Source organism: Syntrophotalea acetylenivorans (genome assembly GCF_001887775.1).
Taxonomy (GTDB): domain Bacteria; phylum Desulfobacterota; class Desulfuromonadia; order Desulfuromonadales; family Syntrophotaleaceae; genus Syntrophotalea_A; species Syntrophotalea_A acetylenivorans.
Genome location: NZ_CP015519.1, coordinates 856,278 through 882,196 on the forward strand (window position 1 = coordinate 856,278; position 25,919 = coordinate 882,196).

Below are 25,919 nucleotides of genomic sequence, written 5' to 3' on the forward strand. Positions count from 1 at the left end.
GAGAACCTCAACCACAAACCCTCCCCCTACCCTTCACAGACAAAAAAAAGGACCCACACGGAAAGCTAGAGACTGCAACACCAACAATTCATAGCGGGAACGCTATTCAAATTACTTCTTTTCACCTCTAGCAAAACAAACCCTACCAAACCCAGTACCAAAGCCCCCTTGGAAGCCATTTCTGAATAATCTTTTAGCAGCCAACGTAGTATTAACAGAAACATAGAACTTAGCGCGGTAGCCTTTAAAGTGAACTACAGAATCACCATTTAAGTTTCTTTATCTTTTTCCAATCAACTGAACGAAAACTTAACTTATTAATAGCTTTTTGCATTACTAATGGCCCAACATCTTTAATATAATTTTCTACTAAAAAACTACCTTTAAATTTGTGCCCAACAATAGCACATGCGACCCTATCAGATATGTTTGAATTGGCAAAAAAGTCCACTACATTGTGTCGAAATGAGTGAAATGATGTTTTTTCACTCGTCACACCACATTTCCACTTCCAACCATATTCATTTTTCCTATTAAAGTTATTTCCAAATCCTTTGTAGTTTTTCCCGTTCTTATTTTTAAGTTCTCCGAACAGCATCTCTTCCTTTGGTCTACTTTTTACATAATCTAAAAATCCAAGCGATATTAGTTTTGAATGTATAGGTAAAACCCTTGGCGCTGTCTCATTTTTCAATCCTTGGTTCCGTTCTTCATTCTCTCTTAAACGAATTACATAGACATCTGTACCATTATATTTTTCAATATCATCGGTATAGAGTTGTGCTAACTCCTCTCCTCTTGCACCAGTAAATAAAGCTAACAAAGGCAACCAATATCTTGATGGTTTTTTGAATTTTCCATTTTCGTATACTTCATTATTAAACAACAACCTAAGTTCATCATCAGTAAATGGATCTTTTTTTTCATTTGCTTTTATATAGTCTGGGGCATATTGAAGAAATTTTTCCATATCATTAAGAACATAACCTTCTAGGTCAGCCCAACGTAGAAATTGCTTTACCCGCATTACATGTTTATTGATTGTACCTGGCTTCCTTTTATCTTCACTAGGTATATCCATATTTAGAATTTCATTAATACTTTTGTTTTTATATTTTGATTTACGGGTGTGGTTTGTTGGAATTCCCCAAACTGCTTTTTCATAATTTCTTATGACCTTTCTACTTAGATCACAGCATTTTAAATCATTTCCAACAATTAAAATGAATTCCCTAAAAATCCCAACATACTCTTTAATGGTTTCATCTGGTGCAGATTTACCTAGCCTATCTTTCCTTTCAAAATGACACTCTAAAAACTCTTTAACCTTATCAGAAACCAACTCTGTGGACAGCCGGTTCTTTTCAGTAGCTGATTGTTCAGGCTGCAACTCTGATATATCCGGCAGACTGGGTATGGCTTTAACTTTGAGCTCCTCAAGTACAGTATCTTTTCTTGATTGAGGCAGATCGTTCCAATCATCTAACTCCTTATTGAGTAGATCAATCCCTTCTGGTGTCAATCCGCCTACAAAAGCCTCTACAGTTAGTTCTTCATCGTAATCTCGCAAATATGATTCATCATCGCTTCCCATATCCGCAATAAGATATTCCTTCAGTAATTTCCTGCCTTCATTAGCTTCCTGAAATTCCCGATCCGAATCTTTCATTTTATAGTCACTAGCCTCCATCAAAACCCACAATTGCCTCGCCCGTTTCTGTGCTATTGAAATATCACGAGTGCGCAAAGACGATCTAACCTCTTTTCGAGTGGTGCCGTATTTCTTCCGAATGTAACCTGGAATCCGAACACGGAAATAATATATACCACGAGGAGTTTTGAACAAATAGGTTGGGTTTCGTTTCAGTATCATTGTGTACGGCCTTGTGTACGACCAATGATACCAAACCAAAAAAGGGATCCCCTAAGTCCTTGTTATGACTTAGAGAATCCCTTGAAAATGGTGCCGAAGGGGAGACTCGAACTCCCACGTCCCTGCGGACACTAGACCCTGAACCTAGCGTGTCTACCAATTCCACCACTTCGGCTTGAAGCGAAGAAACTTATAACAAAACGGTTATTTGAATGCAACAAAAAAATATCAGTGGTCCCACTATCCCTGACCGAATCAATAGTCGCAACGAACTTATCAAATGGCCATCTATCGACAATGTCCACAGCAGGCACGGCGTTTAAGCTGCAAGACCTTAACCGGGAGTACGAAGCGGACCAGGTTATAAAAGCTAATTTATCTGTCGCAAAAGCCCCTTGCTATAAAGCCCAATAAGACAGTCCGCTAGCGGAGATATCATCTCCATTAAGAACTGCTTTGACATCAATTACAACGCCCTGCTTATTTCCGTTAGAACAAAGCTGCTTGAATTGCGCACTGGACATGTTTATAAAATCATTGTGAGCCACCGCCAGGATAACGCCATCGACGGGACCAATCTCTTCCAGACTCTGAAGTTCGATACCATACTCCTTGCGCGCTTCCCCCACTTCGGCCACCGGATCATGCACCAGCACCTCAACTTGAAAGTCCTGCAATTCGGCGATGATATCCACTACCTTGGTATTGCGGATATCAGGGACGTTCTCCTTAAAGGTCAGACCAAGAACCAGCACCCGGGCCCCCTTGACCGCCTTATCCGCCCGAATCAACTGCTTAACAGTCGTCTCAGCAACGTACTTACCCATGCCGTCGTTGATGCGACGGCCAGCCAGGATAACCTGAGGGTGATAACCGATCTCCTCTGCTTTATAAGTGAGATAAAAGGGATCGACACCGATGCAATGGCCGCCTACCAGACCGGGAGTGAACTTAAGAAAATTCCATTTAGTACCGGCCGCTTCGAGTACGGCTTGAGTTGGAATCTCAAGCCGATTAAAGATGATAGCCAATTCGTTCATCAGGGCGATATTGAGATCGCGCTGAGTATTTTCGATAACTTTAGCCGCCTCGGCCACCTTAATTGAAGCCGCCCGATAAACACCGGCCGTCACCACCAGTTCGTAGACTTTGGCTACCATGTCAAGGGTCTCGGCATCCTGCCCTGAAACCACCTTGATGATTTTGTCGACCGTATGCACCTTATCCCCGGGATTAATACGCTCCGGTGAATAGCCAACCTTAAAATCAACACCGCAGCGCAACCCGGACTCCTGTTCCAGAATAGGCACGCAAACGTCTTCTGTGACACCGGGATAAACCGTCGATTCATAGACAACGACAGACCCGGGAGTCAGGTGGCGGCCGATGGAGCGGGAAGCCGACTCGACAGGAGTCAGGTCCGGTTTTTTATGATCATCGATGGGTGTCGGAACAGTGACGATAAGGAAGGACGCTTCGGCCAGGCGTGAGGCATCGGCGGTATAATCGATGTTTGTGGAGGCCAGATCCTCACTGGTCAGCTCTCCTGTGGCATCATAGCCGTCACGCAACTCGCCAATCTTTTCATTGCTGATGTCAAAGCCGATCACTTCGGCCTTGCGACCAAAAGCAGCAGCCAGGGGCAGGCCGACATAGCCGAGACCGACCACGGCAATCTTTTTCTGCTTTTTCTGAATTTGTGCAAAGGTAATCAAAGAAACCTCCCTAGGATGAAATCGAATCCAAATTCATATCGAAATAACTTCAAAAATCAGTCGTTCACCGCCGAGGTCTAAAAAACCGCCGAGAAAAATTCCCAAGATATCGTTTTACCTCAGCGTTCTCGGCGGTAAACTGCCCTTAGAGCGGCCTTGAAAAATGTAGCACAACACAAGGGAAACCTGCCCAAAAGATTGCGCCCTTCAGACTTGCGCAACCCTAGACCTGGTAGTACTCCCGGTACCACTCCACAAACCGCTGAACCCCTTCGGCAATGGGCGTGGCGGGCTTAAAGCCGACATCCCGCATCAAATCGTCCACGTCCGCATAAGTCGCAGGGACATCACCAGGCTGGATGGGCAGCAGGTTTTTCTCAGCGCTTTGCCCCAGGGCCTGCTCCAAGGTACCGATCAGGTCCATTAGCTCCACGGGGTTGTTGTTGCCGATATTATACAGCCGACTTGGGGCACTGCTGGTACCGGGGTCGGGCTGCGCTCCATCCCAATCAGGATTGGCGGTAGCGGTGTTGTCCAAGGTACGCATTACGCCTTCGACGATGTCATCAACATAGGTAAAGTCGCGCCTCATCTTGCCGTAATTGAACACATCGATCGGCTTTCCGGCCAGAATGGCCTTGGTGAACAGGAACAGGGCCATATCCGGCCGCCCCCAAGGCCCATAGACGGTAAAAAAGCGCAGCCCGGTCACCGGCAGACGATAGAGATGGGCGTAGGTGTGGGCCATCAGCTCGTTGGCCTTTTTCGAGGCTGCATAAAGAGACACGGGATGATCGACATTGTCGTGCACCGAAAAAGGCATGCTGGTATTGGCGCCGTAAACCGAGGAGGACGAGGCGTAAACCAGGTGCTCTACCTCATTGTGCCGGCAACCTTCAAGAATATTCACGAACCCGGTGAGATTACTGTCGACGTAGGCGTGGGGGTTAATCAATGAATAACGCACCCCGGCCTGGGCAGCCAGGTTCACGACCCGATCAAAACGCTGCTCCGCGAACAGGGCGGCGATTCCTTCACGGTCGGCCAGGTCGAGCTGAACGAACCGGAAATTATCCTTGCCCTGCAGGCGAGCGAGACGCGCTTCTTTAAGGGTAACATCATAATAGTCGTTGAGATTGTCGAGACCGATGACCTCATCGCCCCGTGCAAGCAGCCTCTGAGACAGATGAGAACCGATAAACCCGGCAGCGCCGGTAACTAAGATTTTCGCCACATTTTCCTCCAAATCGGGCAGTAACCTGGTACCCGTATAAACCTAATACTTCAACAGGGGCAAAGTCTAGCAAAGGGACCTCTGTTAGCCGCGACGACCAATCCCCAGATATTCAAAACCGGCTTCGCTCATCTGCTGCGGATCATATTGGTTTCGTCCATCGATAACAACGGGCTGCTTCATAATTTTCTTCATGGCCATAAAGTCGGGGGTGCGGAAAGGCTTCCATTCGGTGACCAGCACCATGGCATCAGCAGCCTTAAGAGCATCATACTGATGATCCGCCAGCACCAGATCGCAGTTATCAAACCAGGCCTTGGGCAAAAGTTTACGAGCCGCATCCATGGCGATAGGGTCGTAGGCCTTGACCCGGGCGCCCGCACCGATAAGATCGTGCAACAAGACCAACGATGTCGCTTCGCGCAAATCATCCGTACCCGGTTTGAAAGCCAGTCCCCAAACACCGATGGTGATACCGCTCAGATCGGAACCGAAGCGTTGGCAGATTTTCTCGAACAATACTCTCTGCTGGCGTTTGTTCCGTTCATCGACGCTGCGCAATACCTGGGAATCGTACTGACAACTTTCCGCCAGATGAATCAACGCTTTGACATCCTTGGGAAAGCAGGAACCCCCGTAACCGCAGCCGGGGTAGATATAGGAATAGCCGATACGGCTATCGGAGCCGATACCGCGCCGCACATTTTCCACATCGACATCGAGGCAATCGCACAGATTGGCGATTTCATTGATAAATGAGATTTTGGTCGCCAGCATGGCATTGGCGGCGTACTTGGTCATTTCCGCATCACGCACCCCCATATACACCGTGCGATCCCGATTCATATTAAAGGGCATATACAGTTGCCGCATAAGTTCACGGGCTCGGTCGCTGTCGGTACCGACAATAATACGATCGGGTCGCATAAAGTCTTCGATAGCCGCCCCCTCCTTGAGGAATTCAGGGTTACTGACCACATCAAAATCGATCTCCACATCTCTCTTTTGCAGTTCAGCCTCGATGACGGCCCGCACCCGGTCCGCGGTCCCTACAGGAACCGTCGATTTATCGACCACCACGGCATAATGGTCCAAATGCTGACCGATTTCTTTGGCTACCGCCAATACCTGGCTGAGGTCCGCAGAACCATCGTCGTTAGAAGGAGTTCCGACGCCGATAAAGTAAAGACTGGAATCGGCCATTGCCTCAGCGAGGGAGGTGGAAAAGTGCAACCGGTTTTCCCGGGCATTGTTGCTGACCAAGACTTCCAGTCCCGGCTCATAGATGGGAATCTTGCCGTCCTTCAAAGCGGCGACTTTGTTCGGATCCGCATCGACACAGGTGACATTATTTCCCATCTCGGCAAAACAGGTTCCGGTAACAAGCCCCACATATCCTGTTCCAATGACGGTTATATTCATCGAAAATCCATCCTTAAAAAATAGTTAAATGATTGCCTTAACACCCTATAATTGAATTAACTGAAAACACTCTATTAAAATACCCCTAACGCTTTGTGTCAAGCCCCTGTCCCGTCTTAACAAAAACTTTCAGACAGGTGCTAAGCATGAATACGAAAGAGGAATATGATTAGCGTGTTAAGCAGGGTCACCCGGAGGTTCGGAATAGCGCCTTAAGGTGGAGTGGGAGCATGTATCTATTTCCGTTTATTATGAAGACATTGGCGTTTGCATATCACCATTATCTTCTATCGCTCCGGCCAAACTGGACCCCGAATCGAGAATATCCAATCCACCTTCGTGGTTGGTCAAGATCTGCAGTGCCGGCAGAAGAAAGGCTTCCAGGGATTCGACGCCATGCCCATCGGTTGCAAAACACGAGTAAAGACCTTGGGTAAGATTAGCCTCCGCCCGTTTTTGCACTTGCTTGCCGTAACGCCCTGAAAAGCTGAGAAGGTTGCCCTGGAAAAGACCTCCCGTACCTTTGAGTTCATCCTGTAAAAATAAGTCGGATGGAGCTGCCCCGGGAAAAGAGGATGTTGTATTCGAGGGGAAAAACCTTTTAAAAACGCCATTAAAAGGCCACCTTATGGGGCAAAAATCGCCCTGGGCTAGAAGATCTGTGCGTTCAGGGTGAGCCATTAAAGGTATCAGACCACGCTGGATGATACGCTGAACATTATCCCGAACCAGCTCAGATGAAGCCTCACGGGGAACCTCAACCAACAGCAACCGACTATCCCCCAGGCATTGCGGCTTTTCAAGCAATACCGGAAAGTATTCGTCCAGGAAATATTCCATTCCAGGGCTCAGCAACAGAGGAATTCCTGCCCGGTTCAACTCTTTTTGCAGCGTGGATGTCGCTTTTTGAACCTGCGACGGTCGGTTGTCGAAACGGCCGAGAATGCAGTGGGGTGTACAATGTACCTGACGAAAACCGGCGGCCGCAAGCAGCCTTGCCATCTCCAGAGATTCAGCAAGGGTTTCGGGGCCGTCATCTATTCCAGGTAGAATATGACAATGCCAATCAATCATAGAGTATTAAAACCAGGCGAATATTTATCCGGAACTCAAGAGCGGTGAGATCTAGATTTTGAAATGTAATTCAGGCTGCAAACGCGGGGAATTGAACTCTTATTTATCGACCTTGATCCAGACGGTCTGCTCTTGATGAAGATTGCTGGTACGCCAGGTAAGAATCCCGCGAGAGACTTCATCCCCTTCCCGGAGATGATGGCCAAGATCGACCCATTTACCAAGGGGGACCCGCACCGTGCTCATCAACTCTTGCAATTTAACGGGCGACGGCATGCCCATCATGCGGGCACTACTGCGCTGAAACCCCTCCAGATAGGGGCGGATTTCTAAAGTAGCATAGCCCCGTTCCAGAATCGGCCTTACCCAGAAACCGGTATTGACGGCCTGAAACTCAACGGTCTGACCATAACCGGCATAACGACGGGCCAGCAACAACATCTCCCGCACATAGGGCACCATCTCCCCCATCAAAATAAACCCTTTGCTGCCATCCCGCAGCCGGAGGGTCTGCGTAGTCTGCTCGGCAGTATTGCCAAGACGCCGCGCTCCCGATGAGTAGGCAGGACCATTCTCAGCCCCATTGGCCCCTCCAGAGGATGCCGCAGAGCCATCGGGTTTTACCGTGCCGGGTACGGAGGAGTTGGACAGCACCGCCCGATTGCCGGTCCGACCATGGCGATCTTCCTGGCGCACACTGATACGCAGCATGGTCGGAGGGACGTCGATCTGCTGAAGCACCTCCTCGAGGGTGGCAATTTCCTCCGCCGAAGCGTTGACGATCAGACGATTATCCCAGACGCTAATTTTGCCCTGCCCTTCAAGGACATCACGAACTACCGGCAAAATTTCTTCCGCTGCAACATGTTTCAAAGCCATTACTTTGATAGCTGCCTGACAAGGCCGGGCGGCTACCAGCGAGAGCAACAGCAAACAACAAAACAGTGTAAACCTGCCGGACATATCCGTCTCCCCCTATCTGTTCATCCCTCAAAGTCCACCTGACAAATCCAGAATACCCATTGGCTGAAGGGCACTATACCAATTCCATATCGTCCCATAAACATGTTTTGTTAATGATTGTCGCCCCTGATTCGGAAAATACGTCCATCTTCTCCATAAAGAGATTGGTTAACTTTTTGATCGGGCCGGGATTTCCTTGTCGGCGTGCTGACTGAACTCTTTGGTTGCACGCCAGGGATTTACTGCTGGTCACTACTGCCAGTGAACCATTTATTTGATATACTTCTTGCTCCGGGCGGTACTCCGTCACAACAAAGACCCGGGACCTGCCGTCCTAATAAAGGAGGCCCCATGGACCGTCGACGCTTTCTGCATGATGCTGCGTTCTGGTCGCTTTCCTGGTCGTTGGCTCTACAATGGCCCTTCTTATCCGCCGCCAATCCCCCCGCCCATGCCGCACCGGGCAATCTTATTCTGGCAAAAGTCGGTATGGGGAAAGGAAAGGACTACCCAAGGTTGGTGCGACAAGTGGTTACCTTGGTCGGTGGCATGCACGCTTTTGTCAAGCCGGGCGCTCGGGTGGTTATTAAACCCAACATCGGCTTTGACCGTCCGCCGGAAATGGCTGCCACCACCCACCCCTTAGTCGTTCGTACCCTGGCGGAAATGGCGCTGGAAGCAGGAGCCGGCCAGGTAAGAATTTTTGACCGTACCTGCTATGAGGCCCGCCGCTGCTATCAGAATAGCGGCATCTTGCCGGCAATAAAAGCCATGGACCACAGCAAGGTGCGCTGTGACTATATTGATCGCAGAAAATTCGTCACTATAAACATTCCTCAGGGCCGGAACATAAAAAGCTGGGATATCTATCGCGATGCATTGGAGGCCGATTGTTACATCAACGTACCTGTCGCCAAACAACACGGGCTGGCCGGATTATCCCTCGGACTGAAAAATAGCATGGGAGTGCTCGGAGGAAATCGGGGCCATTGGCATCGCCAACTTGAGCAAAACCTGGCCGATCTGGCCACCGTTCTTCGCCCCACCCTGACCGTTATCGACGCCACACGAATGTTGCTTCGCAACGGTCCTCAAGGCGGCAACCTTCGGGATGTTAAAATCAACGATACCATCCTCGCTTCCTCCGACCCTGTAGCCGCAGACGCCCTGGCTACAATGCTCTTCAATCGTACTCCCGCAGAAATCGGCAGCACCGCAGCGGCGGCAAAAATGAGCCTGGGTACAATGGAATTGAACCGAATCCAAAGTGTTGTGGTGCCATGAAAGTCCGCCTCCGTGCCATACAGTGGCGACGCATGAGCCAGGGGCTGTTTTTGATATTATTCCTGGTTCTGTTTCTGCGGACTGACTATCAGGGGCAGGACCAACTTTCCGGGGTCGTCAACCTGATCTTTCGCATCGATCCGCTGGTGGCTCTGGCCGCCACTCTCGCCACCCGCAGTTTTATCTATCTGGTTATGCCGGCAGGCCTGTTATTGCTGTCCTGCCTGCTTTTAGGGCGCTGGTTCTGTGGCTGGGCCTGCCCGATGGGCACCCTCCTCGATGCGTCTCGATCTTTGACCGGCAGCAAAAAAACAGCTCTGCCGGGGGCGCTGCCCAGACTACGCTACATCCTGTTGTTTTTGATTCTGGTCGGCGCTCTCTTCGGCCTGCCCCTGGTCGGTTTTTTCGATCCCTTTGCTATTCTGGTTCGAGGCTTGACCATGGCCGTCTATCCCGCCGTTGCCATGGCCATTGAGAGCTTCTTTACGCTGACCTACCAACAAGGCCCTGTCTGGCTGAACCTATGGACCGAACCCCTGTATCAACTTCTAAGACATACAGTTCTGCCCTTTGAGCAAAAGGTTTTTACTTTGGCCTTGCCGGCCATGCTAATGCTTCTGAACCTTTTTTTATTGGAGATAATACAAAGTCGGTTTTTCTGCCGCACTCTGTGCCCTCTCGGTGCACTGCTCGGTCTTGCGGCACGCATTGCTCCCTGGCGAATAGCAAACCGGCAGCCGACCTGCCAGAATTGCAGACAGTGCACCCCCCTGTGCCGAACGGGCGCGATCGATGGCCAGAGCCAAGTAAACCAAGAACGGTGCATCCTCTGCCTCGATTGCCTGTCCGACTGTCCCAAAGACCACTTTCATTTTGGAAGAGTCCCAAAACACACTATACCCTTGGCGGAAGGTCTCAGCCGCCGGGCATTTGTCGGCACCACCCTGACAGGCATCACCCTGCCCTTCATGTTCGCCGTGCGACCCTTTAAACGGCACCCCAATCCAGCCTTGATCAGACCCCCTGGAGCACTTTCAGAGGATCAATTTCTCGGCCGCTGTGTGCGCTGTGGAGAGTGCATGCAAGTCTGCATCGGCAATGCCCTGCATCCGACTCTGATAGAAGCCGGCGCCGAGGGACTCTTTACCCCCAAATTGATTCCCCGGATCGGCTATTGCGAATACAATTGCACCTTATGCGGGCAGGTCTGTCCTACCGGAGCGATAAAAAAACTGCCCGTCTCCGAAAAACAAGCCACCGTCATTGGCCGGGCTTTTATCGACCGCAACCGTTGCCTGCCTTATGCCAAAGGAGTGCCCTGCATCGTCTGCGAGGAACTCTGTCCTACTCCGCAAAAAGCCATCGGCTTTCGTGAGGTGTCCGTTCAGAACGAGCTTGGCCAAACGGTACGGGTCAAACAACCCTATGTAATCGATGATTTATGTATTGGCTGCGGGGTCTGTGAAAACAAATGCCCCTTACCTGGACGCGCCGCAATCCTGGTCACCTCGGCCGGTGAATCGCGGAAGAAAAAGGATCTATACCTTGACGGTTATGGGCGTGAGGCAGGATAGAAAAAGGAATAGATGGGAAAGATGGTGGTTATTTAGCGAAAAAAAGCCCAGCAAAACAAATGGAGTTTTGGATCGAGCAGCTATGATGTGCCGCTATCCACTAGAAACCTTCGCCCGGCACAATCTCCTATCGGCTCCGCCGGAGGCCAGTCATCCCCAGACAACAGTCCGTCAAGGTCAAAACCCAATCCCCGGCCAGGCAAAGTAAAAGTCACCTTGGTTCCACTGCCTACTTCGCTGTCGACCCATATGTCGCAACCATGGGCTTCGATAATGTTCTTAACGATTGCCATCCCCAGGCCGAGGCCCTCTTTGGCCGTATTCGAAGCATCGACCCGATAAAACTTGTCGAAGACCCTTTCTACCTGCTCAGGGGTCATGCCGACACCTTCATCGCTGACAGAAATTCGCAGGTTTCCTTCTGACGGCTCGCAAGCCACACGAATCACACCCCCGGGCGGAGAAAATTTTACTGCGTTTCCGAGCAAATTTTCCATCACTTGAAAAAGTTTCCGATCATCCAGAAATACCATCAGTGGCATTTCAGGAAGCACAGCTTCAAAATGATGGTCCGGGCAGGCCCGTTGAAAATCGTTTGTGCTGCGCTCAATGATCGACCTTATATCAGCCCAATCTTTTTTCAAGCGAATAAGGTGTCCGGAATCGACACGGGAAAGATCCAGAAGGTCACCGACGATTTTTCCCAGAATTTCGGCCTTTTTATGAATAACGGAAAGAAACTCGGCCTGCTGCTCCTCATCAATACCTTGTTTGCTCAACAAAAGCTCGGAAAAACCCATGACTGCCGTTAAAGGAGTACGCAGTTCGTGGGCCGCTGTAGCAATAAACTCCCTCTTCATCCGGTCAAGCTCTCGTTCCCGACTCACATCCCGAAGCAGAGTGATGACACCAACTTCTTTGCCGCCCTTGTCCTTGACAATCGCGGGTTTTGCCTGAATCGTACGAACCTCGTCCTCATTATCACCGGGCAACTCCAGGTCCACCAGAGTTTCATCTTTGGCCCCGGATTGAACCGACACCAATTGTTTCGCTAACTGCTTGTCTTCAATCGCGGTATCGATAGGCATAAAATAGACGTCTTCAAGCCGTTTACCCAGCATTATTTCGGCAGAAGCACTCATCAAAATAATACGATTCTCCATATCGGTGAAAACCAGCCCATCGGCTACCGATCGGAGAATGACTTCGATCTTTGCACCGACCCGCTGGGAATCAGCCAGAGCCTTTTTAAGGGCCGCTTCGTCTCTTTTACGCTGAATGATCCGCCACACATCATTCAACACCAGATACAACTGTTTTACATCTTCGTCGGTGTAATCCTGCTCCTTGTTTCCCACTCCAGCCAAAAGCACTATTTTGCCATTATCTTCAACGGGCAGATTCATATGCCGCTTCAGTGGCAAATGCCAACCTGGGAGCCCCTGTTTTAAAGAACTGGCCTTACAATCATTTGTAATTATCGGTTTGCGTTGCCGTATTGCCTCGCCCCACAACCCCGTCTCAGACACCTTATAAGCTTGGGGGTAATCCGTGACCGAGCATTGCTCGATTGCCGACTTTGACCAGGCGTGAAAAGTGATTTCCGACTCGTCATTATTAACAAAACAGAGGTAGCCAATTTGGCTGTCGGTAAGTCGCACGCATGCTTCAAGAGCATAGTCCAAAATATACTTCTCAGACTCATTAATCATTTGGCTAAGATTATACAAGGCCTGAAACCTGATTTCATCGAGCTCAAGGGTTCGCTGAGCCCTTTTTTGCTCACTGACATCGATGAAACTCTTTAAAAGCAGTGGCCTGCCAGCATGGTTAACAGGAGTCACGGTCTTATGAACGGGAATCGTCGTGCCGTCACTCTTAAGCAATTGATTCTCACAAATTTCCATATCCTGAGAGAAGTTGGTGAGCGAACTACTTCCCTGTGCCTCAGCGCAAACATAGTCGTGGCAGATATGACCGATCAAATCTTCTTTGGGCCGCCCGAGCATATTAGTAGCATAGGCGTTGACATCGACAATCCGATTCGTTTCCGGATCGACAAGCAGGACTCCGGCATGAAGGGAGTCCAAAACAGTATTGCCCATGGTGTCCTGGGTCCTGCGATTCTGCCCGGCAAGCCGCTGTTTAGCTTCTCTGGCTTCCAGTTCGGCAATACGTTGACGAGCGGCCGTCAGTTCAGCGATAAGGTCCTGTCTATTTTCGAAGGTTTCCCTGAGCATCGGTTTTTCCCGAAAGGTTCTGATCGAAGCAACTGCAAACGAAGCATCAAAATTGCGCGATCGAAATCCAAACTTAAATATAACGATGTTTTAACTTACGAAGATTACCAAAACATCTCCTGATTGCAAAAAGTTTTTTTTGGCAAAGAAAATACCATGCCTCAAAGAGTATGGCTGGCGTAACCTTGAAACAACGATGAAACCAGCAATCCGGCCGCAGAGACATATCCTGAAACAATCGCAAATATGCTGGTCTTGCGGCAACTTACAGAAGAAACTTTAAGCAGGGGTTAAAGACGGGATCGGTGAAATATAGGCGAGATGCTTACTCCATGAAGACACCGGACTCGTTCTTTTCTACCGCCTGCAGCAATCTTTCGATATCCCGGTGAAAAGGCAGCGACGAATACGGTTGCCATTGGTTGTCGCGATCAGCCCAGAATAGTTGCCAGGACCCTGCCTCTTCGTCCTTCCGGAAACAAGCCACCCTGGTCGAGATCCATTCGCCGCTACCCTGCAGATGAGGCCGACTTTCAAAGAGGCTAACCTCGTCATGGCGAATATGATACTCAAGCCTGAGATAGTCTCGCAAATGACCAGGAACCTTTCTTTCACAATAGGCAGTAAATAATTTGTCGACTCGTTTAATTTCAAACTCGGATAAGGGCATGGTTCTCTCTGGTGTGTTGGGTTGTGAGAATAGATGCCGCCGGTAGTTTAGTGGATGTCCGGGTATCTTCTACACCCGTTGACGAAGGCCAGGTTCCGGTAGCAGAATCCCTGTCTCCGCAAAGCCCTATTCTGTACCAGCATTTGCGCAATTCAATAATATTTTGCGAATGCGTCTTACTTGTTTGTTTCTTCCGCCGTACGGTGGGGACGTGGCGGATCAGCGAGCAGCTGGTCCATAATCGCAAGGGCCGCCCGACGACCGTCGGCGGCGGCGGTTACTGCCAGATGGGCGCCGCGCGAGCAGTCGCCTCCCGCAAAGACCTTTGGGTGGGAGGTCCGGCCGCTTCTCGGATCGATGACCATCCGCCGCCGGGCGTCAGTCTGTACCCCGGCCTGTTGCAGAAATTCGAACTCCTCCACGTCGAAGCCGAGAGCCAGAATCAACACTTCGGCCGGAATGCAGTGTTCGGTTCCGGGGACATTTTCCACCCGATGCCGTCCGTCAGCGTCGAGACCGCTGAGCCGGGTTTTGAGCACCTCCACCCCGACCAGACGGCCGTAGCGCTCATCGACGATGATCTCGGTCGGGGCGCGGTGGAACAGGAAGGTTACCCCTTCTTCCTGGGCGTTGTGGTACTCCTTATGGCTGCCCGGCATATTGGAGGGGTCGCGCCGGTAGAGGCAGGTCACGCTTTCGGCCCCTTCCCGCAGGGAGGTCCGCAGGCAGTCCATGGCGGTATCGCCGCCGCCGATGACCACCACCTTCTTATCCCGTACGTTGAAACGCGGATGCAGGTCCTGCCCCTCCAACTGGTGCTGGACTTCGGTGAGAAATTCCATGGCCCGAAACACGTTGCCATGGTGTTCATGGGCCAGGTGCGGCAGGCGGCCGCCGGTGGCGCCGACGCCGAGAAACACCGCGTCATGGCTGTCGAGCAGGTCGGCGAAGTCGAGATCGCGGCCCACCTCCTGCTCCAGGTGCAATTGCAGCCCGGCCCTTTGTAGTATCTCGAAGCGATGCCGGACGATGGCCTTGTCGAGCTTGAAGTTAGGTATTCCCAGGGTCAGCAGGCCGCCAGGCTCGTCGGCCCGTTCGTACATGTTGACGCCGATCCCGGCCCGCAACAGGAAATGGGCACAGGACAAGCCGGCCGGTCCCGAGCCGATCACCGCTACTTTTTCCTTACGGGTGACGCCGGGAAACGGCAGTTCCAAACCGTTTGCAAACCCGAGATCAGTGATCGAGGCTTCGATTGGGCCGATGGCGATGGCGCCGTAACCGTCATTGAGAGTACAGGCGCACTCGCAGAGCACGTTGTGCGGGCAGATACGGCCAAGAATCTCCGGAAAAGGCGAACTCTCGTTGGAGAGCAAAAAGGCCCGCTCCAAATCACGGGCGGCGATGGCCGCCAGCCACTGGGGAATGTGGTTACCCAGCGGACAACCGATGGTAGCACAGAAGGGGTCGCCGCACTGAATGCAGCGTTCGGCCTGTGGCGTCACCTGGGCCAGGTCGTAGTAGTGGTAGATCTCGTCGAAGCTGCGCAGGCGCAGTTTGACGTTCTTCTTTTCCGGGTCCTTGCGGTGGGTCTCGATAAAGTTCTGCATAGCTCAGATCCTGATAATAATAATTGAAGCGAAGAATTTTTCGTTGTGGCAAAGAACTCCAAGGGCTGCGCGGAGGCGTACATCAGTACGCCGAACAAGCAGGCCTGCGGATTTGACGCCGCCACAGAGGAAAAGGGCCGTTTTAATCCCCTTCCTTGGGATTTAGCGGCGCTTTCATATCCTTGGGGGTCACCATCCAGAAGTACTCCAGCTCTTCCCGGTAGTTGTCGAGGATTCGGGCGGCCTTTGGGCTTGCGGTGCGGTTATGGTAAGAAAGTAATATCTTGCGCAAGTAAATCTTGCCCTCGCTGTCCTCGTCGACGTTGATGCGTCGAGCTTCCACCAACTCCCGATTGAGCTTGTCCATAAAAGTTTTGCCCTGGTCGTAGACGAAAGCCGCACCACCGGTCATGCCTGCCCCGAAATTGATTCCCGTCTCGCCGAGAATCACCACCGTACCGCCGGTCATGTACTCGCAAGCGTGATCTCCGGTCCCCTCCACCACCGCCAGCGCCCCCGAGTTGCGCACAGCGAAGCGCTCCCCGGCCGTGCCGGAGACGAACAGCTTGCCGCCGGTAGCGCCGTACAGGCAGGTGTTGCCAACCGCCGAGGCGCCTTCCTGGTAGATACAGGGGGTGACGATGATCCGCCCGCCATGCATGCCCTTGCCGACGTAGTCGTTGGCCACCCCCTTCAGGAAGATATTGAGACCGGTAACCAAAAAGGCCCCCAGCGACTGGCCGGCCACGCCCTGCAAGTGAAAGGTCAGGGCGTTTCGGGGCAGGCCCGCGTTGCCGTAATAATGGGCTACCTCGCCACTGATCAGGGCGCCGAAGCTGCGATTGATGTTCTGAATGGACCGCTCCACCAGCACCTCACGGCGCGGATCGCGAATCGCCGGCAGCACTTCGTCCAGCACCTCCTTTTCGAAGGTGTTCTGGTCGAAGGGCGGATTGGGCAGCCGCCGGCGGTCGGGACCTTCGAGGCGGGTCAGCAGCAAGGAAAAGTCAAAATCGGCCGCCTTGGGCTGGTCGCTCACCGCCAGCAGGTCGCTACGCCCGATAACCTCGTCGAGGCTGCGCAGGCCCAGCGAGGCGAGGATTTCCCGCACGTCTTCGGCGACATTGCGCAGATAGGCCACGACCTTGTCCACCGTGCCGACGAAGTGTTCGCGTAGTTCATCCCGCTGCGTGGCGACCCCCACCGAGCAGGCGTTGAGATGGCAGACCCGCAACATCTTGCAGCCGAGCATTACCAGCAGGGCGGTGCCAAAGCCGAAGAATTCAGCTCCCAGCATGGCTGCCTTGACCACGTCGGCGCCGATCTTAAACCCGCCGTCGGTCTGCAGTTCCACCAGCTCCCGCAAGCCACTGGCTTTGAGGCTGTTGTGGGCTTCGCTCAGGCCTAACTCCCAAGGGTTGCCGGCGAACTTGATCGAGGTCTGCGGCGCGGCGCCGGTGCCCCCATCGCACCCGGAGACGATGACTCGGTCGGCATAGGCCTTGGCCACCCCGCAGGCGATGGTGCCGACCCCGTCGCAAGACACCAGTTTGACAGAGATGCGGGCGGAGGGATTCACCTGGCGCAGATCGAAGATCAGCTGGGCCAGGTCCTCGATAGAGTAGATGTCGTGATGGGGCGGCGGCGAGATCAAGGTCACACCAGGCACCGTATAACGCAGGGTGGCGATCAAGGGGCTGACCTTGGTGCCGGGCAGCTGGCCACCCTCTCCCGGCTTGGCCCCCTGGGCAATCTTGATCTGGATCTCCTCGGCGCTGCGCAGGTAGGCCGGGGTGACGCCGAAGCGCCCCGAAGCGATCTGCTTGATTTTGCTGTTACGGTTAGTTCTGTAACGGACCGGATCCTCGCCCCCCTCGCCGCTGTTGGAGCAGCCGCCGAGGATGTGCAGCGCCTCGGCCAGGGCCTGATGGCATTCCGGAGAAATAGATCCCAAGGACATGGCCGCCGAATCGAAGCGGCGGGTGATCGCTTCCACCGGCTCCACTTCTTCGAGAGGGATCGGCGCATAGGGGCTGCTGAAAGCCAGGAAATCGCGAACGAAGCTGCTCTCCCTGCCGGCCATACGCTCGCGGAAGGTCAGGTAGTCCTCCCGGTCGAGACTGCGGGCGAAGCGGTGCAGGGCCAGTATCGTCTGGGAGGCGAAATCGTGGTACTCGCCGCCCGGCTGGTGGCGGTAGAGGCTGCCCATCTCCAGGGGATAAATAGGGGCCAGGTAGTTATGCCGAAAGACCTGATTGTGCAAGGCATCGATGCGCTTCTCGATCTGTGCATAGCCGAGCCCCGGCAGATGAAGAGCGCTGCCGGGAAAACACTCGGCACCGATCTCGCGGGACAGGCCGATGATGTCGAACAGGGCCGCGTTGCAGTAGCTGGCCACGGTGCTGATGCCCATCTTGGACATGATCTTGAGGATGCCCATGGTCATGGCCCGGTAGAGGTTACGCATCCCCAGCCGGCTTTCCCGAGGAGTTCGGCCGCTGCGCCTGCAGATCTCCAGGCCGCTGGCGTAAAGCAGCCAGGGATAGACTGCCATAGCGCCGTAGCCGAGGAGTACGCAGGCAGCATGGGGATCGCAGACCTCGCCGGTCACCGCCACGATGCTCACCCGGTGGCGCAACCTCGCCTGCAGCAAACGCTGGTTGAGGTAGCCGACGGCCAGGGCGATGGGGATGATCTTGGTTTCGGCATTGACCGTCCGGTCGTCAAGGACAATGGTTCGCACTCCGTCCTTGGCAACAGCCTGCACCACCTGCTCGCCGAGCTGGTGCAGGCTGGCTTTAAGGTCGTGTTCAAAGCCGGTGGCGAACCTGCCGACCTTGTAGCTCGGATCGTAGCGGGGGTGGTCCGGATCACCGAAGGAGAGCAGCACGTCGAAGATCTCCCGGCAGAGAATCGGCGAGATGCTCTTCAGACGATGGGCCCGCTCCGGTGTCTCCAGCAGAGGATTGCCCAATTCGCCGAAGCCGACGGTGGTCGACATCACCGCCTTTTCCCGGTAGGGATCGATGGGCGGGTTGGTCACCTGAGCGAAGCGCTGGCGGAAGAAGTCGCTGAAACTTCGGGGCTTAGTGGAAAAAGCGGCCATCGGCGTATCGTCGCCCATGGAGCCGGTCGGTTCCTTGCCCGCCTCCAGCATTGACTGAACATAGATCTCCAGGATCTCGTGGGTGACGTTGAAATAGCGCTGGTGGGTGGCCAATTCGGCGCACTCGTAACCCGACAGGTCATCGAACTGGTGCTCGATGAATTCCTGCAGGTAGCAGGTGTGATCGGTCAGCCAGGCGCCGTAAGGCTGGGAATCCATCAGGTAGCGGTCGATGTCCCCGGTGGTGAAGAACTGCCCCTGTTCCAGATCGGCGGCAATCATCTCGCCACTCTGCAACCGGCCTCGCTCGCGGATCTGCTCGGGAGGTATGTCGAGCACCCCGTACTCGCTGGTCACCAACAGCCGGTCGTCGGTGGTGATCAGGTACTTGGCCGGGCGCAGGCCGTTGCGGTCGAGGATGCAACCGACGTAGCGACCGTCGGTGAGGGTGATAGCCGCCGGGCCGTCCCAGGGCTCGTAGGCGGTAGAGATGTACTCGTAGAAAGAACGCAGGTGGGCGTCCATGTGGGCCACGTTGTGCCGCGGCGGCGGAATCAAGGCCCGCACCGCCTTAAAAAAATCCATACCGTTGGCCAGCAGGAATTCCAGCATGTTATCGAGACTGGCGCTGTCGCTGGCGTTCTCCTCCAGCAGCGGAAAAAGCCGCGCCAGTTCCTGGTCGGAAAAGACCGGACTCTTGGCGTCGTTGAACTTGTGCCGGGCATGAAACCGGTTGGCCTGCAGGGAGTTGATCTCACCGTTGTGGGCCAGGGTGCGCATGGGCTGAGCCAGCTTCCACAGCGGCAAGGTGTTGGTGGAAAAGCGCTGATGAAACAGGACAAAGGAGCAGCGGAAATCGTGCTGGGCCAGGTCCGGATAGAGCGTGCGGATGTGGGTCGGCATCACCAGGCCCTTGTAAGCCACGGTCTTGCGGCAAAAGGAGGGGATGTAAAAGTCCTTATCGGCTCCCAGCTGGTGCTCCACCTCCTTGCGGGTCAGGTAGAGCAGCGCGTCGAAGCGTCGGGTGGCGACCAGGGCGGCCGGCACCACGAAGGCCTGGCGGATCTTCGGCAGCAGCTTAAAGGCCCGCTCGCCCAGCACCGAAGTATCCAGCGGCACCTCGCGCACGTGCAGCAGGCGCAGATCGTTCTTTTCGCAAGTTTCTTCAAAGACGCCGAGCTGCCGCTCCTCGTCATCGAGAAACAGCATCGCCACAGCGTACTGTTCGGGTAAAGAGACGCCACTTTCCGCCGCGACCCGTCGCATGAAATCGTGGGGCATGCTGCAGAGCAGCCCACTGCCGTCGCCGGTCTTGCCGTCGGCGGCGATGGCGCCGCGGTGCATCAGCCGCGCCAGGGCCCGAACAGCGTCCTCCACCAAGGTATGGCTCGGCTGGTTCTTGATGTGGGCCAGCAGGCCGAAACCGCAACCGTCGTAATACCGCTCGCCAAAATCCATTGAGACCTTCTTTCTTCAATCCGAATTACGAGCAATCCGGGTCTTGGCAGCCATCCGGGAGACTAATGCCGAAATAATATGCAGATTCCCGTGCAAAAAAACGGAACAACACTATGAATTTATAGCATATTTTTGATGGATTACAGGTGGGGCGGCGAAGACGGCAGGCTGCCAGAGGGGCAGTTTAAGCAATAACGGCAGGAAACTTTTAACAGCTGCAACAAAATTGTTTTCAATAGCTCTTAGATTGTGTTTTGGCTATTCCATCACGCCCATTATCTTTCATCGTAAGTTTAGAAAAATGAATCTGTCCAGAATTTCTTCTCCGCACGAGACAGGCTGAGCGGCTAAGACAACGGTTGTTTACCACCTTCCATATCCCAATCGGTAAGGCAGGCGGAAAAGCCATGTTCCTGAGCTCTGTAGGAGTGGACCAGGCCAATGGCGCCGTGAGCGTGGTCCTCGCGACCGACCACGGTGCCCAACTCCTTGAGTGAATGAACCTCCCATTGCTGACTTTCCAAGTAGTTGATCGCTTTTCTGGAAGCCTTTACGGAATCTTTAGCGACCACCCAAAAGTGGGCCAGAGCCTTTTTTACTTTTCTGCAATCAGGTTGTTTCCAGTGTGGTGTGACATACATGCTTATGTAATACATTTTCGCCTCCCAATAACCCCATTGAACATGTTTATAAGGTCTTGTGAATTGTTTTAGCCGATATCATCAATATTTCAACAGGCTAGAAAGTTAATTATATTTCACGCACTTAGGCTTAGACCAGCCTCATTATGAGGCTTGACTAGATGTCGTAAACATTAGTAAAGCGATAATTGCAACCAGGAAGATGCCCGTTATGAAATGCCGTGCTGCTAAAGGGTGCCGGCAGAGCAGTTTTGGCCTGGCGCGTCATCCTTAGAGGTAGGAGGTTGAAGGAGCGGCTAAGTTTCGCAAGAGATGTGTCGGCTTCGCTAAGGGACGACCTAAAGCACCCCTGAAATAGTTGCCATGCCATTTATGACATTTTGCCCGGATGCCTCACAGCTCCGTGAAAGCAATGCCGTGACCGACAAATTTTTGTCCTCTCGTTGGTTAAAGAAGGAAGAGAAAGTCTAAAAAGTGGGTTTTCGAGCCCGAAATTACAGAGTCCTGCCTTGGATCGGAGTTTGCAAAGGATAGAAAACATGGAGCACTACGGGTTAACTTCCGGCGTTAAACCAGTGGGTTGAACACCCCTCTCAGATCGCAGGAGTCTGTTTTGAAAACCACCGGAAAATTCTCTGCCAATTGGACGACTGTCTATCGGGTGCTTATCCTGGCCGTATTTCTGCTCGCCCTGGCGAGGTACGGCCATGCGCATCTGCCCGAACCAAGCACTCGCCATGCCTATCCCTGGACGCCTGCGACCACACCTGCCGTGGCCGGTCCCGGACCATCACAACCGACCGAAACAATTTTCCCTCCGAACACCGACCTGGCTACTGGCACAGTCCGGGCCGCCCTGCCCGCACCGAATCAAGCTGCAGAGCAGAGGAACAAACCGGCCCTGCCGAACCGGATCAAATACCGGGCGGGCGAAGACCCCGAGTTCGCCCGCCAGAACGGCTGGCCGGTCAACGGTCCCGAGCCTCTGCCGGGCGCCATCCTACCCCATAAGCGTATCATCGCCTTTTACGGCAATCCCCTTTCCTGGCGGATGGGAATCCTGGGCAAGGCTTCCAAAAAAAAGATGCTGAGTCGCCTGCGACGGGAAATGCATCAGTGGAAAGCGGCCGACCCCTCACGCCAGGTACAGCCTGCCCTGCACCTGATCGCGGTGACCGCCCAACCCACATCGGGCAAAACCGGAAAATACCGCATGATCATGCCGGATAAAGTCGTCAAGCAAGTTTATGCCTGGGCCAAGGAGGCCAACGCCCTGTTGTTCATCGACATCCAGACCGGCCATGATGACATCCGCGAGCTGTTGCCCCGCTTCGAGTGGATATTGAAAAACCCGGACGTCCACCTGGGAATCGATCCGGAGTTCCATCTGATCAAATCCGGTGCGGTGCCGGGGACCAAAATAGGGACTCTGGATGCAGCGGAAGTGAACTACGTCACCAGATATTTGGGGGAACTGGTGCAAAAGCACAACCTTCCCCCCAAGATACTGACCTTGCACCGATTCACCAGCAAGGGCATCACCAATGCCGACAAAATCGACCTCAGTCCCGAAATCCAGATCGTCATGCATATGGACGGCTGGGGCAGCCCCTGGCTGAAGCGAGATACCTACAAAAGATACATCGTCGCCGATCCGGTCCAATATGCCGGGTTCAAACTCTTCCTCCACAACGACACCAAAAAAGGCGATCGATTGATGACGCCGGAGGAGGTTCTCAGACTGAACCCCAAGCCGCTCTATATTCAGTATCAATAGGCCGGGCAATTGGATTGACCGGGCTAGCCCATAAGCAAAAAGGTGTGGGAGGTTGCAGGGACGAAGCCAGGCACGTTGACAGTAGAGCCTGCAGCGTGCCATAGTACAGAGCATACGAGGTGCTACAACGAAGTAGCGCGACATGGCAATGCAGCCCGCAGGGAGTTCTCCCCTGCGGGCTTTATTATTTTTAAACTCCGGGACCGCCACGGTCCCGGGCAGCCCCCGAATTAAGCGGGCAAGGAGGGATCATGGCCAAAATCATTTTCTGGGAAAAACCAGGTTGCAAAGGGAACACGCGGCAGAAGGAGATTCTGCAGGCATCGGGACACGAACTCGAAGTGCGCGACCTGCTCACTGAAACCTGGAGCAAAGAAGACCTGGCGCTCTTTTTTGGCAACCGCCCGGTGGCCGAGTGGTTTAACATGACCAATCCCCGGGTGAAAGCTGGCACCATCGTGCCGTCTGAGATAAGCCCCGAGCAGGCTCTCAACATGATGGTGGTGGCCCCCCTGCTCATCGTCCGCCCCCTGATGCAGGTTGGCGAGAAACGGTTGGCCGGGTTCAATACCGACGAAGTGCACAACTGGGTAGGCCTCAAGCTCGAAGAGGTCGGCGAGCGGGACCCGCAAAACTGCCCCTGCGTCACCGTACCGAATTGTGACGCGCAACAGCCATGATGCCGAGCAGAATACAACGAACCCTGCACCAGGCCGGTCATGCGGTCGTGCAAACCCTCGTCAGCCGCGGCCGCTATCGGGTCAGTCACGTCGAACGGGACGGGCCCCACTCTCACCTCGACCAGGATTTTCAGTCCTTGCCCGGCTCCTCCAACCCCACAACCACCATCTGCTCCATCGCCCGCCGCGACTCAAGAGCCTCCTGAGCCAGATCGTCAAAGGGCACTTCAAGAGCCTGTTTCACCGCCGCCTTAAACACCTCGAATCCGACCCGCGGAATGGTCAAGGCGAGACGTTCGTTGGGCTCGGCCAGTTCGCGGTAGCAGCGCAATACCGCCGCCAGGTACTTGGGCACCTGCTCGGCCTCCACGGGACCGGCCAGCTCCTGGGAAACGAGCGGGGCGAAACCCATCTTGCCGCCGACAAAAATCTTCCAGCCCTTCATGGTCGCATGCAAACCAAACTCGGCCAGGCGGGTATTGGCGCAGCAGTTGGTACAGCCCGATAGAGCGATCTTGAATTTCTGCGGCATGGGCAGAGCGCGGAAGGTCTCTTCCAGCTCAGTAACCAGGTTGAATGTGCGCTGCAGGCCGAAGGGCGAGAAATCTGCGCCGGGGCAGCACTTGACGTGAAACACGTCGCGACCGACGCTGCGGAGTTGAAAACCTGCGTCGAGCACCGCCTGCCGGGCCTGATAGTAGTCCTGCTGCTTGATGCCGAGCAGGACAAAGCTCTGCCCGGTGGAGAGATGACCGAGCTCGGCGTAGCGTTCGACGATGTCGGCCAGGATGCGCAACTGATCGGCGCTAAAACAGGCGGTGGAAACACTGACCGAAAGAGCAAAACGGCCGTCGCGCTGTTTACCGAGGCAGCGGGAACCGGCCTCCTTTTTGCGCTCCACGGTGGCCTTGCGCAAATCGATGTCGAGTTTGGCGGAGGTGTCCATTCTTTATGTGATCCTTTCAGGGGAAAAGCGGCAAATCTGAACCAGGCAGATATAGCAGATTTTGGTTTTAGAAGCCACAGCTCGAACCTAAACCAAAACCTTTTTCTCACGCGAAGCCGCAAAGAAACCACGAAGGTCAAAACCAGTCTCTTGGGGGTTACCTTTGCGCCTTTGCGTCTTAAGTAAGCGACAGCGAACGAGCGTGAGGCCGGTTTACAGAAGTTAAGGCCCTTTAGGGTAAGGCCTCCTTTAAACCCCATTTGCTACCCGAAAGATTCCATCTTTGATCAAACTGGCGCCAAAGTTGACCAGCAATCCAAGGCGCTTATCGGCCAATCTCAGATAGGTTAACAATTGCTTCTTATGCACCGGTGCAACCGTTTCAACCGATTTCAACTCTACAATCAACGCGTCTTCTACGACCAGGTCGGCCCTGAACCCTTCATCGAATCGTAGTCCTTCATAAACGATGGGAATGGCCTGTTGCCTTGATACTTCCAGTCCTCTTCTCTGTAACTCATGAAGAAGAATCGCCTCGTAGACAGACTCCAGCAGTCCGGGTCCAAGCCGACAGTGAACTTGATAAGCTGTATCGACCACCTGCTTGGCCAGCGTGTTAATCCGTTCCATATGCCTTCCTTTTTTAGACAAAGATACATTCGACAGAAATGCTTAGCTAATCCTAACCTAAAACCTATGTCTCACGCAAAGCCGCAAAGGCGCCAAGAAGTTCAGAACCAGTCTCTAGATTTTTCTTTGCGACTTTGCGGCTTAAGTGAGCAAAGTGAACGAGCGTGAGGCGGTTTAAAGAAGTTAAGGCCCTGACTTTAATGTTTCCTTGGCTCTTTGAGTGCATATAGGAACGAGCTTAAGGCTGATTTTAAAAGCAAAGCCGAACCCGTTCTTCGGATTCGGCTCATTTCATCAGCCTCCGATGATGCCGGCCCGGCTAGCCAGTGGAGGTTCGTTCTGTTACATCCACCTTAGCCCTCTCAAGATCCCTTCAGGCGACCCGCTCAACGATGCGGGCAAGCTCACCGGAACCTTTGTCGGGCACCTTCTGTCCGCGTTGACGAACGCCATGTGCCGGTAGCGACATCCCAGAGGCTGAACCGTTCTTTGCCTCACCTATATTGTAACATTTTCGATAGTTTGGGGGTACACCCCGCCAGGCCAAACGGCCCCTGCTCTATATTTCAGTACCTCAAAATCTCATTTCTTCCATATTTGTTCCCCATTTGATTGCTAATCCTTTTCCTGTATATCTACCCACTCATAAGCAAGGAGATAACCGACGCACAAAACCAAACTATGGCTATTCGTAGGCCTTTTCCTGCTGAGCGTTACGATCGGAGTCACGACAGTAGCCACCACCACCCTGGCCGCATCCTGGGACGATGAGCTGTCCTCCATGATGGACGATCAGGATCGACCGATGAGACCGCCGAAGGGAGGCGGATTTGAAAAGGACGATGCCGATGGCGACGGACAGGTGACAAAGGAGGAGTTCAGCGGACCGAGCGAACATTTCGAGCAGCTCGACCGCAACGGTGACGGCGTCCTCAGCCGCGATGAAGCCAAACCGCCTCAAGGCAAGGGACAGCGTCCGTCTCGCTGACCTTATCGTCTGTTACATGACGTTACAAACAGCT

The 25,919-nt window shown here is 53.4% G+C and carries 18 protein-coding genes, 1 tRNA gene and 1 pseudogene; 5 read left to right on the forward strand and 15 right to left on the reverse strand.

The window, feature by feature from the left end; translation table 11 throughout:
* Window positions 1-262: 262 nt before the first annotated feature.
* The 8 genes and pseudogenes from A7E78_RS03905 to A7E78_RS03935 form a co-directional block, all read right to left on the reverse strand.
* Window positions 263-1,669, reverse strand: coding sequence for a site-specific integrase (locus A7E78_RS03905; RefSeq protein WP_158516066.1), 1,407 nt, complete (start codon window positions 1,667-1,669; stop codon window positions 263-265).
* Window positions 1,670-1,702: 33 nt separating this feature from the next.
* Window positions 1,703-1,873, reverse strand: a pseudogene (locus tag A7E78_RS15710) (DUF6538 domain-containing protein); the annotation flags it as partial.
* Between the two features lie 88 nt (window positions 1,874-1,961).
* Window positions 1,962-2,048: transfer RNA gene (locus A7E78_RS03910), tRNA-Leu, on the reverse strand.
* 223 nt (window positions 2,049-2,271) lie between these two features.
* Window positions 2,272-3,588, reverse strand: coding sequence for a nucleotide sugar dehydrogenase (locus A7E78_RS03915; protein WP_083552658.1), 1,317 nt, complete (start codon window positions 3,586-3,588; stop codon window positions 2,272-2,274).
* 223 nt (window positions 3,589-3,811) lie between these two features.
* Window positions 3,812-4,822 (reverse strand): NAD-dependent epimerase, encoded by a 1,011-nt coding sequence (locus tag A7E78_RS03920; RefSeq protein WP_072283007.1) that lies wholly within the window; start codon window positions 4,820-4,822, stop codon window positions 3,812-3,814.
* A gap of 84 nt (window positions 4,823-4,906) precedes the next feature.
* A complete protein-coding gene (locus tag A7E78_RS03925; RefSeq protein WP_072283008.1) occupies window positions 4,907-6,244 on the reverse strand; it encodes a UDP-glucose dehydrogenase family protein in 1,338 nt (445 codons plus the stop codon).
* Between the two features lie 249 nt (window positions 6,245-6,493).
* Window positions 6,494-7,318 carry a tyrosine-protein phosphatase gene (locus A7E78_RS03930; RefSeq protein WP_072283009.1) on the reverse strand — a complete coding sequence of 275 codons (825 nt, stop codon included), beginning with the start codon at window positions 7,316-7,318 and terminating at the stop codon, window positions 6,494-6,496.
* Between the two features lie 99 nt (window positions 7,319-7,417).
* Window positions 7,418-8,281, reverse strand: coding sequence for a secretin N-terminal domain-containing protein (locus tag A7E78_RS03935; protein ID WP_072283010.1), 864 nt, complete (start codon window positions 8,279-8,281; stop codon window positions 7,418-7,420).
* Window positions 8,282-8,632: 351 nt separating this feature from the next.
* Here A7E78_RS03935 and A7E78_RS03940 point away from each other — a divergent pair, with 351 nt between their 5' ends.
* Window positions 8,633-9,565 carry a DUF362 domain-containing protein gene (locus tag A7E78_RS03940; RefSeq protein WP_072283011.1) on the forward strand — a complete coding sequence of 311 codons (933 nt, stop codon included), beginning with the start codon at window positions 8,633-8,635 and terminating at the stop codon, window positions 9,563-9,565.
* Complete coding sequence (locus tag A7E78_RS03945) at window positions 9,562-11,139, forward strand: 4Fe-4S binding protein (protein ID WP_072283012.1); 1,578 nt, start codon at window positions 9,562-9,564, stop codon at window positions 11,137-11,139. Before A7E78_RS03940 ends, A7E78_RS03945 begins: the two co-directional genes overlap by 4 nt.
* Window positions 11,140-11,219: 80 nt before the next feature.
* Here the strand turns inward: A7E78_RS03945 and A7E78_RS03950 are convergent, their stop codons facing one another.
* The 5 genes from A7E78_RS03950 to A7E78_RS03970 form a co-directional block, all read right to left on the reverse strand.
* Complete coding sequence (locus A7E78_RS03950) at window positions 11,220-13,379, reverse strand: ATP-binding protein (protein WP_072283013.1); 2,160 nt, start codon at window positions 13,377-13,379, stop codon at window positions 11,220-11,222.
* A 325-nt stretch (window positions 13,380-13,704) separates the two neighbouring features.
* Complete coding sequence (locus A7E78_RS03955) at window positions 13,705-14,049, reverse strand: DUF3024 domain-containing protein (RefSeq protein ID WP_072283014.1); 345 nt, start codon at window positions 14,047-14,049, stop codon at window positions 13,705-13,707.
* A 176-nt stretch (window positions 14,050-14,225) separates the two neighbouring features.
* A complete protein-coding gene (locus A7E78_RS03960) occupies window positions 14,226-15,659 on the reverse strand; it encodes a glutamate synthase subunit beta (RefSeq protein WP_072283015.1) in 1,434 nt (477 codons plus the stop codon).
* A gap of 142 nt (window positions 15,660-15,801) precedes the next feature.
* Entirely contained in the window at window positions 15,802-20,223 is a 4,422-nt protein-coding gene (gene gltB, locus A7E78_RS03965) for a glutamate synthase large subunit (RefSeq protein ID WP_072283016.1), read from the reverse strand.
* 347 nt (window positions 20,224-20,570) lie between these two features.
* Entirely contained in the window at window positions 20,571-20,879 is a 309-nt protein-coding gene (locus A7E78_RS03970) for a hypothetical protein (protein ID WP_072283017.1), read from the reverse strand.
* Between the two features lie 598 nt (window positions 20,880-21,477).
* Between A7E78_RS03970 and A7E78_RS03975 the strand changes: the two genes are divergently transcribed.
* Together A7E78_RS03975 and A7E78_RS03980 are read left to right on the forward strand one after the other, a co-directional pair.
* Window positions 21,478-22,641: a hypothetical protein gene (locus A7E78_RS03975; protein WP_235606793.1), complete on the forward strand. Its 1,164-nt coding sequence runs from the start codon at window positions 21,478-21,480 to the stop codon at window positions 22,639-22,641.
* 251 nt (window positions 22,642-22,892) lie between these two features.
* On the forward strand, window positions 22,893-23,321 hold the full coding sequence (locus A7E78_RS03980; RefSeq protein ID WP_072283018.1) for a thioredoxin domain-containing protein: 429 nt from the start codon (window positions 22,893-22,895) through the stop codon (window positions 23,319-23,321).
* A gap of 130 nt (window positions 23,322-23,451) precedes the next feature.
* On the opposite strand, the gene A7E78_RS03985 is transcribed toward A7E78_RS03980, so the two are convergent.
* The gene (locus tag A7E78_RS03985) at window positions 23,452-24,267 is read right to left on the reverse strand and encodes a nitrite/sulfite reductase domain-containing protein (RefSeq protein ID WP_072283019.1); all 816 of its coding nucleotides are present in this window, start codon (window positions 24,265-24,267) and stop codon (window positions 23,452-23,454) included.
* A gap of 249 nt (window positions 24,268-24,516) precedes the next feature.
* Window positions 24,517-24,897, reverse strand: coding sequence for a GxxExxY protein (locus A7E78_RS03990; protein WP_072283020.1), 381 nt, complete (start codon window positions 24,895-24,897; stop codon window positions 24,517-24,519).
* A gap of 805 nt (window positions 24,898-25,702) precedes the next feature.
* Between A7E78_RS03990 and A7E78_RS03995 the strand changes: the two genes are divergently transcribed.
* Window positions 25,703-25,885, forward strand: coding sequence for an EF-hand domain-containing protein (locus tag A7E78_RS03995; RefSeq protein ID WP_072283021.1), 183 nt, complete (start codon window positions 25,703-25,705; stop codon window positions 25,883-25,885).
* Window positions 25,886-25,919 lie beyond the last annotated feature (34 nt).